General features: G+C 57.5%; 11 protein-coding genes and 2 pseudogenes. 2 read left to right on the top strand and 11 right to left on the bottom strand.

Annotated features, from left to right (window positions below; genetic code table 11):
• The first annotated feature begins 428 nt into the window (after window positions 1-428).
• Window positions 429-1,646, top strand: coding sequence for a serine hydrolase (locus QAZ22_RS06610; RefSeq protein ID WP_063169320.1), 1,218 nt, complete (start codon window positions 429-431; stop codon window positions 1,644-1,646).
• 544 nt (window positions 1,647-2,190) lie between these two features.
• On the opposite strand, the pseudogene QAZ22_RS06605 reads toward QAZ22_RS06610, so the two are convergent.
• Both QAZ22_RS06605 and QAZ22_RS06600 read right to left on the bottom strand, forming a co-directional pair.
• Window positions 2,191-2,538: pseudogene (locus QAZ22_RS06605) on the bottom strand (transposase); the annotation flags it as partial.
• Between the two features lie 268 nt (window positions 2,539-2,806).
• On the bottom strand, window positions 2,807-4,462 hold the full coding sequence (locus QAZ22_RS06600) for an MFS transporter (protein ID WP_063169321.1): 1,656 nt from the start codon (window positions 4,460-4,462) through the stop codon (window positions 2,807-2,809).
• Between the two features lie 581 nt (window positions 4,463-5,043).
• Between QAZ22_RS06600 and QAZ22_RS06595 the strand changes: the two are divergent.
• A pseudogene (locus tag QAZ22_RS06595) lies at window positions 5,044-5,210 on the top strand (IS21 family transposase); the annotation flags it as partial.
• 400 nt (window positions 5,211-5,610) lie between these two features.
• Here QAZ22_RS06595 and QAZ22_RS06590 read toward each other — a convergent pair.
• The 9 genes from QAZ22_RS06590 to QAZ22_RS06550 all read right to left on the bottom strand — a co-directional run bounded on the left by QAZ22_RS06590 (window position 5,611) and on the right by QAZ22_RS06550 (window position 15,902).
• A complete protein-coding gene (locus QAZ22_RS06590; RefSeq protein ID WP_199489648.1) occupies window positions 5,611-5,817 on the bottom strand; it encodes an SDR family oxidoreductase in 207 nt (68 codons plus the stop codon).
• Window positions 5,805-6,068: an SDR family oxidoreductase gene (locus QAZ22_RS06585; protein ID WP_199489661.1), complete on the bottom strand. Its 264-nt coding sequence runs from the start codon at window positions 6,066-6,068 to the stop codon at window positions 5,805-5,807. The genes QAZ22_RS06590 and QAZ22_RS06585 overlap by 13 nt, the downstream gene beginning before the upstream one ends.
• 45 nt (window positions 6,069-6,113) lie before the next feature.
• Window positions 6,114-6,311, bottom strand: a complete 198-nt coding sequence (locus QAZ22_RS06580; protein ID WP_063169323.1) for an SDR family oxidoreductase — start codon at window positions 6,309-6,311, stop codon at window positions 6,114-6,116.
• Window positions 6,312-7,050: 739 nt separating this feature from the next.
• The gene (locus tag QAZ22_RS06575) at window positions 7,051-7,944 is read right to left on the bottom strand and encodes a polysaccharide deacetylase (RefSeq protein WP_224570030.1); all 894 of its coding nucleotides are present in this window, start codon (window positions 7,942-7,944) and stop codon (window positions 7,051-7,053) included.
• Window positions 7,945-8,089: 145 nt separating this feature from the next.
• A complete protein-coding gene (locus QAZ22_RS06570; RefSeq protein WP_063169325.1) occupies window positions 8,090-9,493 on the bottom strand; it encodes an aspartate aminotransferase family protein in 1,404 nt (467 codons plus the stop codon).
• Window positions 9,494-9,506: 13 nt separating this feature from the next.
• The gene (locus tag QAZ22_RS06565) at window positions 9,507-10,985 is read right to left on the bottom strand and encodes an NAD-dependent succinate-semialdehyde dehydrogenase (protein ID WP_063169326.1); all 1,479 of its coding nucleotides are present in this window, start codon (window positions 10,983-10,985) and stop codon (window positions 9,507-9,509) included.
• A 973-nt stretch (window positions 10,986-11,958) separates the two neighbouring features.
• Window positions 11,959-13,137, bottom strand: a complete 1,179-nt coding sequence (locus tag QAZ22_RS06560) for a Xaa-Pro peptidase family protein (RefSeq protein WP_063169327.1) — start codon at window positions 13,135-13,137, stop codon at window positions 11,959-11,961.
• Window positions 13,138-13,538: 401 nt separating this feature from the next.
• Window positions 13,539-14,687: a M20 family metallopeptidase gene (locus QAZ22_RS06555; RefSeq protein WP_063169328.1), complete on the bottom strand. Its 1,149-nt coding sequence runs from the start codon at window positions 14,685-14,687 to the stop codon at window positions 13,539-13,541.
• A 36-nt stretch (window positions 14,688-14,723) separates the two neighbouring features.
• The gene (locus tag QAZ22_RS06550) at window positions 14,724-15,902 is read right to left on the bottom strand and encodes an aminotransferase class V-fold PLP-dependent enzyme (protein WP_063169329.1); all 1,179 of its coding nucleotides are present in this window, start codon (window positions 15,900-15,902) and stop codon (window positions 14,724-14,726) included.
• Window positions 15,903-15,913: the final 11 nt, after the last annotated feature.

Genomic DNA, 15,913 nt, shown 5'->3' with positions numbered 1-15,913 from the left:
TCGCGATTTCTTGCCTTGCGAGTTCGCACGTATCCCTCTGGGTCAACATCGTTGATAGACCAGAGAATTTTTGACTCATCGTAGCTCGGACAGCGGAGACGCGTTACAATTGTCAACCCGTTCGGACCCGGTTTAATCGAGATGTACTCGGCATACTGCGCATGATGGCTCATGCCTCTTGTAGCTGGAAGCGTTCGGCAAGTTAGGTCCTACTTGCCACGCGAGAGCGGGGCCGCAAGTATGCGCCGGCCGCAATACAACGCTGATTTGCTGCGTTGTCGAGGACATTTCGCATAGAATGCGCGCCTGCCGCTGCTATGATCATAACATGTTGTGATTTAGTCCAGTCCGAACTCCCGAGGTTGGGTCGCAACTCTCGATAGCCAGCTGGCGCCGGGGGCGCCTAGGCATGAAATTGGATCCCATGTATGACAGAATTCAAACAACGGCAAACCGTCGGTAACGCGTCGGAGAGCGTACTCGAATTCGACGGACAGCAATACCTGGACGGCCGTGCATCGGATCCTCGCGAATTTGGCTGGATGCGCGGTGCGCCGCCGCCGCCAGACAAGCGTGTAACATTCGAGAATGAAACTGTTTGGACCTTTCCTCAGCTTCGCTGGTCGCTATCGCATATGCGTGAGCTGCGGCCCACAGTCCAAGTGTGGCGAGGGCGGGGCGGACCGTCGCAGCTTGAGTGCAGCAACAGGTCTACCGAAATCGATGGGCTCACGTTCGTCGACATGGACGACCGCACCAACCGGTTCGAGGAGGCGCTATTCGACACCTACACCGACGGCATTTTGGTCCTGCATCGGGGGCGGATCATATACGAACGATACTTCGGCGCACTCGCGCCGCACGTACAACATTCGTGTCAGTCAATCACCAAATCGTATGCGGGCACCCTAGCCGCGGCGTTGGTGCATGAGGGCATTCTCGACGACAGGAAGACAATATCGCAGTTTGTGCCGGAATTACGAGGTACAGGGTGGGAAGATGCAACGCTCCGCCAAGTCATGGACATGCAAACTAACGTTGCTTTTACTGAAGATTACACAAGTGTAGACAAGTCATATAGATGCGAATACCTGCGTACCATACGAAAGGAAGGGGCGCACGGCAAATTTGTCTACAAAGGCGTCGATACCAATGTTATGGCTTGGGTTATGTCGCGCGCAACGGGCCGGTCGTTCGCACAACTGTTGGAGGAGCGCTTATGGTTGCCACTGGGCTGCGAAGAAGACGCCTATGTCGAGATCGACCCGACAAACGGTATGCCGAGGGCGCATAGCGGACTCAATGTGACGTTGCGCGACTTGGCGCGTTTCGGCGAGCTGATGCGATGTGAAGGCTCGTGTAATGGCAAGCAACTGGTTCCCGCGAGTGTTGTCTACGACCTTCAAGATCTCGACCACCCCGCCAAGCCGGACCTCCCATTCGGCTATACATACCGAAGCCAATGGTGGGTATCACACGACGAGCTTGATGCTATTGAAGGTCGGGGCCTTTACGGCCAGAACCTGTACATAGCGCCAAAGGCGGAGATGGTGATTGCGCGCTTCGGGTCGCACCCCGCTTGCGACCACATTGATCGGATTAGAAGGCCGCAGATGCAGGCATTGGGGAGGATGCTCCGCGCGTAACTTGATGCACTAGACGGTCACCGCGCTTGTTTAGGAATTTCCTGCAAATTCGCGGTTGAAGAACTGGGGCGCCTACGCCGAATTCCTGCGTTCGGCTAGGGGGCAATTGGCGCAAAAGGCCTGTAGACGCTGCTACGCTTATGAAGTAAATACCAGAAGCCTCGCTTCCCATATGCATAATGCAGACCGATCTGGCTCGCTTTTGCTGAGGAAACAATGATCACCGAACATTGCATATTGATTGGGGCCGTCGCGACTTTGTATTGCGAGAATGGAACCGGTGGACCTATTGTATTCTTGCATGGTGCCGCTTTCGGGCTTATCCGTCAGCTTGACCTGAAACAAAACCCAACCCAAACATCAACGAGACCCAGGATCAGACCGAAAAATGGCCGCCTTCAAATCGGAATGCTGGCCGGAATGAAATCGGAATGACTGGCCGGCTTCAAATCGGAATCGGTGGCCGGCTTCATCGGAATACGCAGGCAATGGTATCGGCATCAGTGGCAGCGCTCTTGCGCTGCTTCTGGACGGTGAGATCGGCGGTTACCTGGGAAAGCCGGGCGACCAGCGCCTTGAGCCGCTGCTGGGCCGCGCTCGGCGGCAGCGTCGGCTGCAGCCGTTTGACCTCGCTATAGCGGGCGATGACGGCGGCGTCGATCCTGTCGGTCTTCTCCAGGAAGCCCATCGCCTCGGCGAATCAGCGTACGCTCCTCGCATTGGCCATGCCGCAGGCTACTCCCAACTCCCACGACAGCAGGAAGGGAAGCCGTTCGTAGCCGCCACTGGCCTCCATGACGACGAGCTCGACACCATTGACCTAACACCAGGCAGCAAGCTCGGCTATGCCTGCCGCATCGTTGCGAAAGCGGCCCGCCGCTCCGCTCGGCACGACATGGGTATCGAGCCAGTCTTTCGAAACATCCACTCCACAGATAGTCTTGTTCACGGTAACCTGCCTTGTGCGTGCGATTGGAGCCAAGCGACTATTCGGTCGTACGTGACGAAGGCGAAGATCCCAGGCTCACCCACGGTTGTGGCCGGAGGGTGTCGGGCGACTTCGCCTTGCTTCGAACCGGATGGCCATCCGGTTCGAGGCTCAGTCGCTTCCATCGCACAAAGTCCTCTGCGTGCAGATACAAGGGGTTAACCTCGAAGAGTCAGTGTCGGAGAAAATAACGTGCTGATTCATCGGACTTTAGGGCCGAGCTTGTTGGTCGCTCGATAAAAAGCATGATTTTAGGCGGAAGCTGTCCTGCATGCAATTTCAGCACTTGTTTACCCAATTCCTTGTCTGCTTCCGTGAGACGATGGTTCAGGCGAAGGTAGTCGGTCCAGGTCGGCGTGCGGAATGTCTCTATCCATTGCATAGGCTCCTGAAGGTTGCGCTGGAGAGTCCAATGACGAGCGCCGACGCGACTGTGCACATGCCGGCGCGCCCGCATGAGTTCCAGGAATGCTTCGCGATTTTCCTCGGGCACTAGGTACTCGACTTTGACCACGATGGGACCGCTTCTTGGCTTGAGATTGAGGGCGACTGCCGGTGCGTCGAAGTCCTCCAAAGCATCTGGATCGGATTCGCGGCGCTCGCGAAGGGGAAACAGGAGGCCCGTGGCGGCGACCAGCAGAAGGGCTCCAGCGGAGCCCTCCAGTGCCAAGGTCAGTGAATGGTTCTGGGCCACCGTGCCCCACACCCAACTGCCCGCTGCGATGCCGCCATCGATCAATGCATAGTAAATCGAGATGGTGCGCCCCACGACCCAGCGCGGGCTTGCCAGTTGCACGGTCACGCCGACCCCGGACCAGGCGGTGACCCAGCCCGCGCCACCCATGGCGAGTGCAATTGCCGCCACTGCAATCGAAGAAGTCAGCGCAAGCGAAAGGGAGCATGCCGCGCAGGCGACGCATGCGAGCGTCATCAGCCGCTCTTGTGACAAGCTCCGTCTGAACACGCTGTTCGAGATGCCGGCGAAGACGGCGCCTGTCCCGAATCCGGCCATGAGCGTGCCATAGGCGAGCGGTCCGCCTCCCAGCTGGTCGCGGACAACCAGCGGCAGCAGCGCGAGAATGGCGATGCTCGCCAGACCAAAGAGGGTTCCGCGAGTGATCGCCGTCTTAATCTCCGACGACATCGCCGTGAAGCGTAGCCCGTCATAGATCGCCGTCCTCATCGACTCACGTGGGAGAGGTGATGAGCGAACCATCCACTTGCAGCGCCATATGGTTACCAAAGGGACCAGATAGGTAAGACTGGTTACGGCGAAAGCCGTCATCAGCCCAAAAGAGGCAACTACTATGCCACCGAGCGCCGGGCCTACGGTCCGAACAGTGTTGAAGCCAACGGAGAGGAGCGTGACGGCGGCGGGAACGTCGCGTCGGTTCACCATATCGCCAACCGAGGCCTGCCAGGCTGGATCGTGGAGAGCGCCGCCGCATGCGATCAAGAAGCTGAAGCCGAGGATCATCCACGGATCGACAAAGCCCAGCACCACAAAAGCCGTCAGCATCGCAGATGCCAATACCATAAGGCACCGGCCGGCGAACATGACCCGGCGCCGGCTGAAATTATCAGCCAAGGCCCCGGCGAAGACGGATAAGATGAACGCTGGCAGGTTTGAAGAAGCCTGAACCAGCGCGACCATCAGATCGGAAGTCGAAATCGTAGCCATCAGCCAGCTGATGGCAACAGTCTGCATCAACCAGCCGAGCGAGCTGACCTGCGTGGCGAACCAGATTGAACGAAAGCTCGGATTTCTGAGGGGCGCAAATGCTCCTGGCGAATTTGGATCGGCGACTTGGTCCGCAAGACTGCTCATCAATCTAACTCTTGCCTATGAGCCAGTTTTACATTGCTCCGACAGCCAGCAGCCGCCCAACCCGTTGAAGGTCCGAATCGGCCAATGTGCGCAAATAGTTACAACGCCCGGCAGGAGATTGAACTCGCTGCCGGGCCGATGCGCCTTGGGAGGAGGCGTAGTTGGAACCTTTGTGAAGACTTGGAACCAGCCGCATCAGGCCAGCCTACACTTACAATATGAGGATCAGACCACTCCAGGATTTTAGTGCATTGAATGGGTACTCTTCCAGCAATCCTCGCCAACAAATGCAGGAGATCGGCGTCGAGCTCCTAAATCTGCATAATATCGGTGATTCGCGGGCGAGCAGTGCAGTGGGCACATTCTCCAAGCTAAACGCTGAACGGGCTTTTTGCTTCTCAAATCGCCATAACAGGGAGAGATGGGCAAATACTACTTCAATATGCTCCCAAGGACGCTGAGTTGACTGCAGCCTCAGCAGAGCTCTCCGCGTGCCTTTTTGCGGCTCCCCGCGGTGCTCGCGCCCGCCGCGCCTGCAAAGGCTTTCCTCAACAGTCGTTCAGTTCGAGCAGCCTTTGCCAACTCTGACTCAAAAGCTGCCCGACTGGATTGACGGCCTCAGCTTCTTCGGCGGGTCACTGAGGCGATCCGTCTGCTACAACCTGGTGTGGCCAAGGCGCTGTGGTTCGCGCCGACGCTGAACGCGACCGTTGCGACAATGACCGAGCAGTACGACACTGCCATATTGATCGCTGGGAAGCGCGCGAAGGGTAAATTCAACTTGCCCACCACCGCGATCAAATGTGCGCCGGGTAATGGCGCCGCTAACAGGATCGACCACCGGAACCGGTTACCGGCAGAGTCGGTCTGCATCCGGGAATTGCAGGGCCATCCTGTGTATAGGCTTAAATTGCGCTATTCTTCTCTACTGTGACAGGCGGGAGCCGCCGTCGACGGGGATCACTGCGCCCGAGACGTAGAACGCGTCGTCCGAAGCAGGAAGGCGATCACCGCCGCCTGCTCCTCCGGCGAGGAGACGCGCTCGAGCGGATTGGCGCGACCATCAGGCGTTGGTAGCTGCGTACGTGCAGCGCTCGAGTCATGTCGGTGGGGACCACGCCGGGCGCCACCGCATTCACGGTTATACCCTACAGGCCCTGCTCGCCGGCCTGCTGGAGCGTGAGATACGCGATCCCGGCCTTGGCCACCGAATAGCCTACCGTTCCGGGATAGCCCGTAAGCCCGAGGATCGAGCTGACATTAATGATCCGCCCGCCCGGCTGGCGCATCCGCGGCCGCAACTCGCGGGTCAGGCTGATGACTGCACGCAAGTTGATATCGATCAGCGGGAACAAAAGGCATCGTCAGTATCGGCGAGCGACTTCGAACCGCCAATGCCGGCATTGTTCACGAGGACGTCGAGCGTCTCGATCCTTGCGGCATCCAAGGCGGCCAGAACCCGCCCTGCGGCGTCGGGCATGGCCAGATCGCAGACGAGCGCCGTCTGGCCAAGGCCCGCAGCTGTGTCGTGCACTTTATCCAGAACATCCACTAGCAACACCCACGCCTCTTCCGAGCCAAGCCACGCCGCTGTTGCGGCACCGATCCCGCGCGCCGCGCCGGTGACGACGACAGTGTTTCTGACCGGAGCTTAGGCAAGGCTGCCTCCGTCGACCGTAAGCGCGGCGCCGATGGTGAAGCCCGCCGCATCGTCCAGCAGATAGCCGACAGCTGTCGCCACCTCGGACGGCAACCCCATTCGGCCCATCGGATGCGCAGCGATGATCTTCGTCCGGCGCTCGACCTGTGCCGCTTCTCCCCGGGCGAAGGCGACGCCGGCCTCGGCCAACGGCTGGCGATGGTTCCGGGGCAGACACAGTTTGCGCGGATATTTCTGCCGCGTGGTTCAGCGCCAGCGTGCGAGTCATCATCACAACCGCCGCCTTGGTCACCGAATAGATCGGCACGTCCTTCGAGGCCTGCAGACCAGCAGTCGAGCTGAAGAGCACCACCGATCCGCGGCCAAGCTCGCGCATCTGCGGGATGCAGCTTGCAGATTCGCCAAATGGCCCCGACGTTGAAGCTGAACATGGCTTCGTACCCTTCACGTCTATCAGCCGCTTCATCGCACCGTAATGCCAGCGGCCGCGACCAAGCCCTCAACCGGCCGGCCAAAGCTCTCGCGGGCGAGGTCGACCAGCCCTTCCAGCATCGCCGGATCGGTCACGTCGCAGACAACTCAACGGGCACCAGGACAGGCGGCCAGAGTTTGGTCCAGAGCCTCTTGCGACAGGTCAGCCAACACCAAATCCGCTCCACCCGCCGCCAGCAGTTTGGCACTGGCCGGGCCAAGCGCGCCACCCGCCGGTAATCAGCACCGTTTTTCCGGCAAAGGTCGTGTCAATCAAGATTGTAGTCCTCCTCCAAGATAAGAACTCCCACTGTACCCGCTCTGAAAGCGAATACCGGACAGCGGATGATCCGCGTCATTCCAAATCCATTGGTGACCGCCGCAACGGTCGAGGCGCAGGACGGCTTGCGCCGCCCCAAGAACACCGCACTCTACCGGCGTTCCTGTCTGAGAGTTTTCAGAGACATGAGGACGCACGCTCGGCGACCTGATGATGTGTGGCGAACCAAACGTCACCCTTTGCTTTGGCGCGTCGAATTAATTCTTCTACGATCCAGATCCGTGAGCGATATCCAATGACGTGTGGATGCAGAGTCAGCTGAAATAAATCGGCATCTTGATAGGCCCCTTCGAACTCCCGAATAAATACAGAAAGCACGTCGTCGACTGATAAATCTGGCCGTGAAGACCCATCGGGACTCATCCAAAGATAAGTGGCATCGTCTCGAATCCATTCGACCGGTATTTCAATCACTCCCGTGGGTTCCTCGTCTTCCAGCAGCTCATAGCAACTATCATCGGCCATAAGGGATGAGTCGTATGTCAATCCGGTTTCACGTATGATCCGTAGAGTTGCGTCGGAAAAATCCCAGGAAGGCGTTCGAATTCCCGTCGGGCGTTTGGAAGTGATTTTTTCAAGAGTGTCGGCACTCCTCATCATTAAAGAGCGCTCGCTCTCTGCGCTCAGTTCCGAGTTTAGCTCGTGTATCCAGCCGTGCATGCCAATTTCATGGCCTTCATCGACAACTGCGCGTTGCTCGTCTGGATACAACTGAGCGATCACAGCGGGAACGAAAAAACTCGCCGGAACGTCGTACTTTCTCAAGAGTTCCAAAGCCCGAGGCATCCCTCGTCGGCTCCCGTACTGACCCCAGGATAATCTGCTTAGCGATCGCCCTCCCCTGCGCAATTCGTTCGACTCATGATCGACGTCGAACGAGATGGCGAAGGCACAGCGTTTACCGCCGGGCCACATTGGTCTTAGTGCCTTGCCCGCTCTGACTTTGTTGATGCGCCGCCGCCAATGGCTTTCAGGCCATTCCCAGGGATTGAGTGCGGTCGAATTGGCCACCAGTTCCTCCTGAGCAGTGTCTGCATTGAATTCCGCCGAAAACTCAATGAGCGGAACGCGGCACCAGCTCAGCTGGCAGCCCCGCAAGCCGATCAGGCCGTCGCTTGAGTTTGCGCCTTGATTACGACAAGATGGCCCAACTCATTCAGATTTTCTCACTCTCGCGAACAAGCTCATCCATAACCGAGCGCACGGCGCTTTCTGCGATTGCAACAATCTCCTCCGCCTCAGCTTTGGTTGTAACCAGCGGCGGAGCAAAGCCCAAAATGTCCCCGTGCGGCATGGCCCGAGCGATAAGACCACGGTCACGGGCGGCCTTCGAGATTCGCGCACCTACCTTGAGCGCCGGATCGAAACGCTTCCGATTGTCGCGATCGGCAACGAACTCGATTGCGCCCATAAGACCGACGCCCCGCACTTCGCCGACGATCGGCAACTGCGCGAACCTCTCCTGCAACTGCGCCTGGAAAAACGCGCCGACGTCACGCGCATTGCCGGGGAGGTCTTCTTTCTCGACAATATCGAGGACCGCGTTGGCCGCGGCGGCGCCGATCGGATGACCAGAGTAGGTGTAGCCGTGCGAGAATGCCCCGACCTTGTCGGCTCCATCCTCCAGGACTTTATACACCTTCTCACCGACGATTGCCGCTGAAAGCGGGAAGTAGGCCGACGTCAAACCTTTAGCGATCGTGATGAGGTCTGGCTCGATGCCATAGTGCTGTGAGCCGAACATGGAACCGGTGCGGCCGAACCCTGTGATCACTTCATCGGCAATCAGCAGCACATCATGTTTTTTGAGGACCGTCTGTACCGCTTCCCAATAGCCTTCCGGCGGAGGCGTGATACCACCTGTGCCGAGGACGGGCTCGCCAATGAAGGCGCCGACGTTGTCCGGGCCGAGCCGCTCGATCAACTGATCAAGCTCGGCGGCGCGGCGAGCGGAGAATTCGCGCTCGGTTTCGCCCGGGGTTGCGCCCCAGTAATGATGTGGAACACCCGTGTGAACAATCTGCGGAAGTGGCAGGTCCATGTGGTCGTGATAAAAGCTCATGCCCGTCATCGAGCCCGACACGACGCTGCAGCCGTGATAGCCGCGTTCACGGGAGATGATCTTCTTTTTGGTCGGCTTGCCACGCAGGTTGTTGTAGTACCAAACAAGCTTGGCCTGGGTCTCGTTCGCATCCGAGCCGGACATGCCATAGAACACCTTGCTCATCTTGCCCGGCGCCATCTTCACAAGGCGATCGGAGAGGATCGCAAGCTCGTCGGTCGTGTGCGCCGCATAGGAGTGGTAATACGCCAAGCGATAGGCCTGACGCGAGATCGCATCGGCGACTTCCGTGCGGCCATACCCGACATTGACGCAGTATAGGCCGGCAAAGCCATCGATAAATTGGTTGCCATGCGCGTCCTGGATGCGGATCCCCTTCCCTGTCACCACGATCGTTGGGTCGCCGAGCTTGCCAGTGGCGAAATCTTTAAGCTGAGTGAAAGGATGCAAGACCGAGTTGCGGTCCTTTTCGGTGATCTCTTTGATGTTGATGGTCATTGAATGCTTCCTTTCAGGCCGCGATGTTGCCGATGCAGAGGTATTTGGGTTCGAGATATTCGATAAGACCGTGCCTTGAGCCCTCGCGACCAAGGCCGGATTGTTTCCAGCCGCCGAACGGAATGCCCGGCCCCGTAAATTTTGGAGTATTCACGGCAACCATGCCATATTCGAGCCGGTCGGAGAGCCGCATGGCTCGGTTGAGATCTTGGGTATAGACGTAGGCCGCAAGTCCCATCTCGGAATTGTTGGCTCGCGCGACCACCTCCCGTTCGTCGTCGAAGGGCAGGATTGCAGCGACAGGTCCAAACGTTTCGTCCTTCGCAATCACCATGTCATCGGTCACATTAGCAAGCACGGCCGGCGTGACGAAGTTCCCGCCAAGCGAATTGTGCTGTGCGCCTGCTACCATTCGAGCCCCGGCTGCTAGAGCCTCAGAAACCTGGTGCCTGCATTTGTCAGCACCAGACGTCTTTGTCATCGGACCGATGTCGACACCTGGCTCCAATCCGTGCCCGACCTTTAGTTTACTGGTGGCCTCGGCAAATTTTTCCGTAAAATGCTCGTAAATCTCTCGCTGCACATAAATCCGGTTTGCCGCGAGACAGTCCTGACCGGATGTCGCGAACTTGGCTGCCATGCAACCGGCGACCGCAGCGTTGATCGGCGCATCGCCGAAAAGGATGAAAGGAGCATTGCCGCCAAGTTCGAGCGAGACTTTCTTCACTGTCTTCGCGGATTGCTCGAGAAGGATTCTGCCGACCTCGGTGGAGCCCGTAAAAGAGAACGCACGCACGTGGGTATGCAACAACAGCCGTTTGGCAAGTGGCGGAGCTTCGCCCGTGATCACCTGAAACACGCCGGGCGGAATGCCAGCATCCCCGGCAAGGCGGGCAAGCGCGAGGGCCGACAGTGGCGTTTCGGGTGCCGGCTTTACAATCATTGTGCAGCCAGCGGCCAGTGCAGCTCCAGCCTTTCTGGTGATCATTGCCGCTGGGAAGTTCCATGGCGTAATGGCGACAGTCACCCCGATCGGCTGCAAATGCACGGCCAGCCTGCTTGCGGGGAGATGGCTGGGAATCGTTTCGCCGTAAGCCCGCTCCCCTTCCCCTGCAAACCAATCTAAAAAGCCGGCAGCGTATGAAACTTCGCCGCGGGCTTCAGCAATCGGTTTTCCTTGCTCGGCCGTTATGATGACAGCCAGGTCTTCGGCGCTCTCCCGCATGCCTGCCGCCCATTTCCGCAGATATGCACCACGCTGTAACGGAAGCATGTCGCGCCACTTGAGGAACGCTGCTCTTGCGCAATGGACCGCGTCGTCAACGTCGGCGTCTGCGCAAGCCGCAACTTGAGCGATCTCGTCACCGCTGGCAGGATCAAACACGGCAAGAGTATCTGATTTGGAGAGCCAGGCGCCGTTCAGATACGCATCACCACGCAAAAGGTCTGGCCGTTTGAGCCTGCGTAATGCCGTGATTGACGTACCCCTCATCTAAGACTCCAATGGTATGCTGATGCCTTTAGGTTATTGCTGCCACAGCGCCGATCGGCAGCGCAGTTGATGCCCCTTTAGCTGCATTCCTGCAAACAGCAGCCAATTCGCGTAGAATTGGACACGGCTCACAACTTCACTTGCCAGGAGGCTTAGCGACCGCGAGCGAAGGTCGCGCTGGTCGCCGGCGGCGCGGAAAGTAGTTGGTTCCAGCGCCGATCTCCCGATCCCGAGTTCCCGATCTGGCCTCGTGGCATTAAGTTCTCGACCGACACCGATCAGGCGCACTGACGCAGGCGCAACCGCCTCGAATCTTAGACGGAACTCGCCGCAAGGCTACTTTCGTCCGGCACTGTGCAGGGTGACCGCGACCGCTTCAGACACGATGGCATCGCGGACGACTTCATTCGGAAGGAGGTCTTGGGGTCCCGAAATTGAGGTCCCCGCGATAACCCAGACATTCACTTGGTGAAGTGGTGAAGTCGCACGAAACAGCAGAAAAGGATGAAGCGAGCCCCGGGCAAAAGGCGAGCTTCGCTGCCGAGCCATCTATCGGGAACAACGTGTGCTGATGTCGCGACGTGTTGCACGGACGGGGCGGACCATACTCGCGTTCCCACCGGCGCGCAGGGTTGGCAAGAGCCCGCTTCAGGCGCGCGTAAACTCGTCCTCAATGCTCCTCAAAAGCTAAGTCCTCTTGCGTCATCCGCGCATTTGTAGAATGGGGCAACGTTCACGCCGCGCTCGCGTCACAGGTGGCTCATTTCGGCCTACGGATCTTAATCTCCGCTGATGCAGAGAACTCATGTGCTAGGCGAGATTCTCCTGTCCCAGAGGTTGGGCATGCCGCACCTCTCAGACAGCGCCGTCCTTAAGCTAGATCCGTTCATCCGCTCGCCGCAGAAACAAATTTCAACCGGCTTCGAACGGACCCAGTGAGATCGCAAAACGATTTGGGTCACATCCAAATCACCTAGTCCACGACGATCAAGCGGCGATCAACATCTGCCAATCGCTCACCGCCCCTTTCGGTTACAATAAATGATTCAGAGATGGCGGCGCCGAACCCTTCGAGCCTAACCCCCGACTGAAAATGGAAGCACATTCCTGGTTGTAGGATGGTCTTGTCGCCCGCGCGAATACTAACCGTGCGTTCGCCCCATTCCGGCGGGAAGTTGAGTCCGATTGAATAGCCGGAGCGGCCTATCTTGATATACCCGTTCCGCTTGAGGATATCTTGCCACACCGCATTAAGCTCCTCAACGACGGTACCAGGCTTTGCCATCTCGAGCACAGCATCCCCGCCTTCCACTATAACCTCAGCAAGACGCGAGACCTCTGCGGGTGGCTTTCCGATGTGGACGGTGCGGCACAGCGGCGCACAGTAGCGGCGTCGGGTGGCGCCGAACTCCATGAGAACCAGGCCAGAGGTCGGCAAGGGCTCCTCGGTCCAACTGAGGTGCGGAGCGTTCGTTTGTTCGCTAGTCTGGATAAGAGGAGGACCGCTAGAGTCGCCATATTTACCGTCCACCCCTCGTGTCTGGGCCCGGTACACCTCCGCGACGACCTCATGTTGCGGCACTCCAGGCCTTAGGTTAGCGATTGCCGTCTGCATCGTATGCGTTGCAAGGTGGCCCGCTTCTCTCATGTAGACTAGTTCAAGGTCAGATTTTATAAGCCGTGCCCAATTGACTAATTCGCGGCTATCAGAGAATTTTGCATTCGGAAGGCCTTTGACGAGATGTTGATGTGCTCGGGCAGTATAGAAGTGGGCGTTAAGCTCGACACCGATTCGATCAGATCCCCAGCCGCGCGAATTGATAAGCTCGCAAAGATCGTCAAATGGATGTAATTCTGGATGTTGAAGTCTATGATCGGAAAATGAGCTTATATTTTCTCTAGGCAGATCCGTCGTTATATAAGCGGAATTTACATCGACGAAACGTCCGAACCAGAGGGGCATGTCCGACTGGAGATGCACTAAGACCACCTGAGGCACGTAGAACGAATAGCCGTCAAAGCCGGTAAGCCAATACATATTCGCGGGATCCTGGCAGATCAGCAAGTCCAGCCCCGCTCGCTCCATCCGCTGCTTCACGTCATGAACACGACGCCGAAACTCCTCGGGCGGAAATGGCTTCTCATATTTCATCTCGTCGAGTCCTTCAAAACAGGCATTCCTCGAACGGATCAGGCATTCGTCCTGTCCGCATACTTTCTCTTCGTATCACGTCACAAGAGGCTGTTTTCCCCGAGGATTTCTTCTTGTCGCGGAAAATCTGCATTTCCTAGGCACTTGCCGTACGTTATCCGCATATGAGCGCCAAATTTTCGGTGGCTCTGCGTCTCCGGTGGAAGATCATGCCCTCCCTATGGTGAAGACGCACTCTGCCTGTCGCAACAGAATTTCAAGCACGGGCGGCAAGATCTACGTGGGAAGCGCCGACGAGACCAGCGAAGATCGGGACGTTGCGGCCGCCACGCTCATGCAGCATCCGGGGCGTCCGCGGCCCAATGGACGGGGTTTGAGCACCCCCATCAGGCCGGCCACTCCTAATATGTGAGCATGATTCTCTGGTACAAATCAGCAGCCTTGGTCAGTTGATCGATTTCAACGAACTCGTTGTTCGTATGGGCTTGGGCAGTACGCCCGGGTCCGATAATCACACACGGGATCCCAGCCAATGACAGCTGATTTGCATCCGAGCCGCCGGTGGCTCCCTTCTGCTCTCCGGTCCCCGCGACGTGGGCACAAGCCGCTCCTGCGACTGCTGCAATTTTGCTCGACCCGGAACTGATTGGAGGCGGGTCTTCCAATGCGGGAAGCAATGACCGAACATTGATCTTGTCTTCGCCCTGGCGAAGGCCTTCCAGTATGCTTTCTACCTCCGCCAACGCGTCCTGCGGCCGCTCCCCGGGTATGAGACGCCGATCGACCCAGATACGGCATACCGGCGGTACAGTGGTAAGTTCCAAACCTCCTTCGATGAGGCTCACGGTCAGCTGTGATGACCCTACCAATGGGTGCTGCGCCCGAGACACAAGGGATCGATGGTGCTCATCAAGTGCCAATACCACCTTGGCCATGCCCGTGATCGCGTTCACTCCGAGATGAGGCTTCGACGTATGAGCCGGTACACCCTGAACCTCGATTTGCCAGCGGACAGAACCCATGTGAGCTACAACGAGCTCTAATTCGGTGGGTTCACCGACTACCGCACCCTCATAAGCGACACCGGAATCGGCTATAGCGCGGGCGCCAAGTTTGCGGTACTCTTCGTCAATGCTGGCTGCCACAACAACCGTGGCCCGGGGCTGCCGTTCACCAAGTGAGCTAAGCGCAATCAACATAGCTGCAAGTGAGCCTTTTGTGTCGCAGCTACCTCGCCCATATATTCGCCCGTCCCGTTGCTCACCCGAGAATGGATCTGATTCCCACCTATCGATAGGAACGGTATCCATATGAGCAATGAATAGAATACGCCTATCGGGTTCTTTCCCAGGTACCCAGGTCAGGAAATTCGAGCGACCATCGGCCACCTCCTGTATCCCGTAAGCCAGCTTCCGCTCCTTGCAAAAACCCTCGAGGAACTTGGCTACACCTTGCTCTCCACTACCTTTTGGCGACAGCGATGGATTGATGCTCTCGATCTTTATAAGATCTTGGAGAAGTCCGATAGTCTCGGCGCTCTGGGTCGACATGTACTCTCCTGTGTGCATGAACTAGCCGTGTCGCTCTTACTTCGACCAGCTCTTGGCCAGATTGATTACGCGATCGACTTCATCGGCGGTGTTGTAAAGATGCAGGGAAAACCGGAGCATGCCTCTGCGTATTGAGACGATTACCCCGTTCTTCGTGAAATGCTCGTGAAGCGACCGAATGCGGGCGTCGACTGGGCGCCCTTCAACAAGATCGCTGGAATCGCCAACGGCTACGATACTTCCAGTGTGAGCGCCTGGTGGCCCGCCGCAGACCGGAAGCCCGATATCTAAGAGACCAGTGGCCATACGTTTTGCGAGTGAGGTAACGCTCTGGTCGATCGCCTCGGTTCCGATATCAAGTAGCTGGCCCATTGATGCATATGCAGCCAACATGCCAGGGAAGTTGTAATGCCCGATATCAAAGCGGGGCGCGCCAGAGCGCAACTTTACAAAACTAGGTACCGGAGCTGATTCTGGCGCGTTTCCGAAATCTACGCTGAAGCGCGCAAGATAGGCCGGGCTCAGCCGATCGGCCCATTCTTTACGGCAATATAAAAAACCCGATCCATAAAGACCCATCAAACCCTTCACAGTGGACACTGCTACACCGTCTACGCCAAGTCGATTGACGTCGGTGTGGAGTATCCCAACAGATTGCGTCGCGTCCGCCAAAAGAAATGCACCGTAGTGCCTACAGGCTTCGGATATCTGCTCCATGACGGTCCGAAACCCCGGAACCATCGTCACCGTCGCCAAGGCAACAACGCGGGTATGAGAATCAATCGCCTTTACGAATGCATCAGGGGGAATTGAGCCGTTATCCGGCTCTACGACTCGCAACTCGACATTGTAGCGGTCTCTGATCTGAATCCATGGCAAGATATTATTTGCGTGTTCCAATTTTGGGCATAGAACGACGTTGTCTCCATCTCTCCAATCGATCGCATTAGCGATGATGTTGATGCCTTCCGATGCATTCTTGGTAATTGCAATTTCATCGTGATCTGAATTGATAAATTGTGCGAACCTAGCGCGAGTACGCTCGACGTGTTCGAGCATTCTTTCTTCGTCGTTTAGGCCATGCAGCCGATTGTTCAAATGAGGCTCGATTGAAGCCAATGTTGTGCTTGATATGAGGCCCTGGTTCGCGACATCCATGTAGATGGCGTTTGCTGTGGCTGGAAACTCCTTTCGGAGGATGTCCAAGGGAAGCATATGGCTTTCTC

It is taken from the genome of Mesorhizobium sp. WSM4906 (assembly GCF_029674625.1).
Classification (GTDB): domain Bacteria; phylum Pseudomonadota; class Alphaproteobacteria; order Rhizobiales; family Rhizobiaceae; genus Mesorhizobium.
This window is presented reverse-complemented; position numbering and strand designations above follow the sequence as displayed.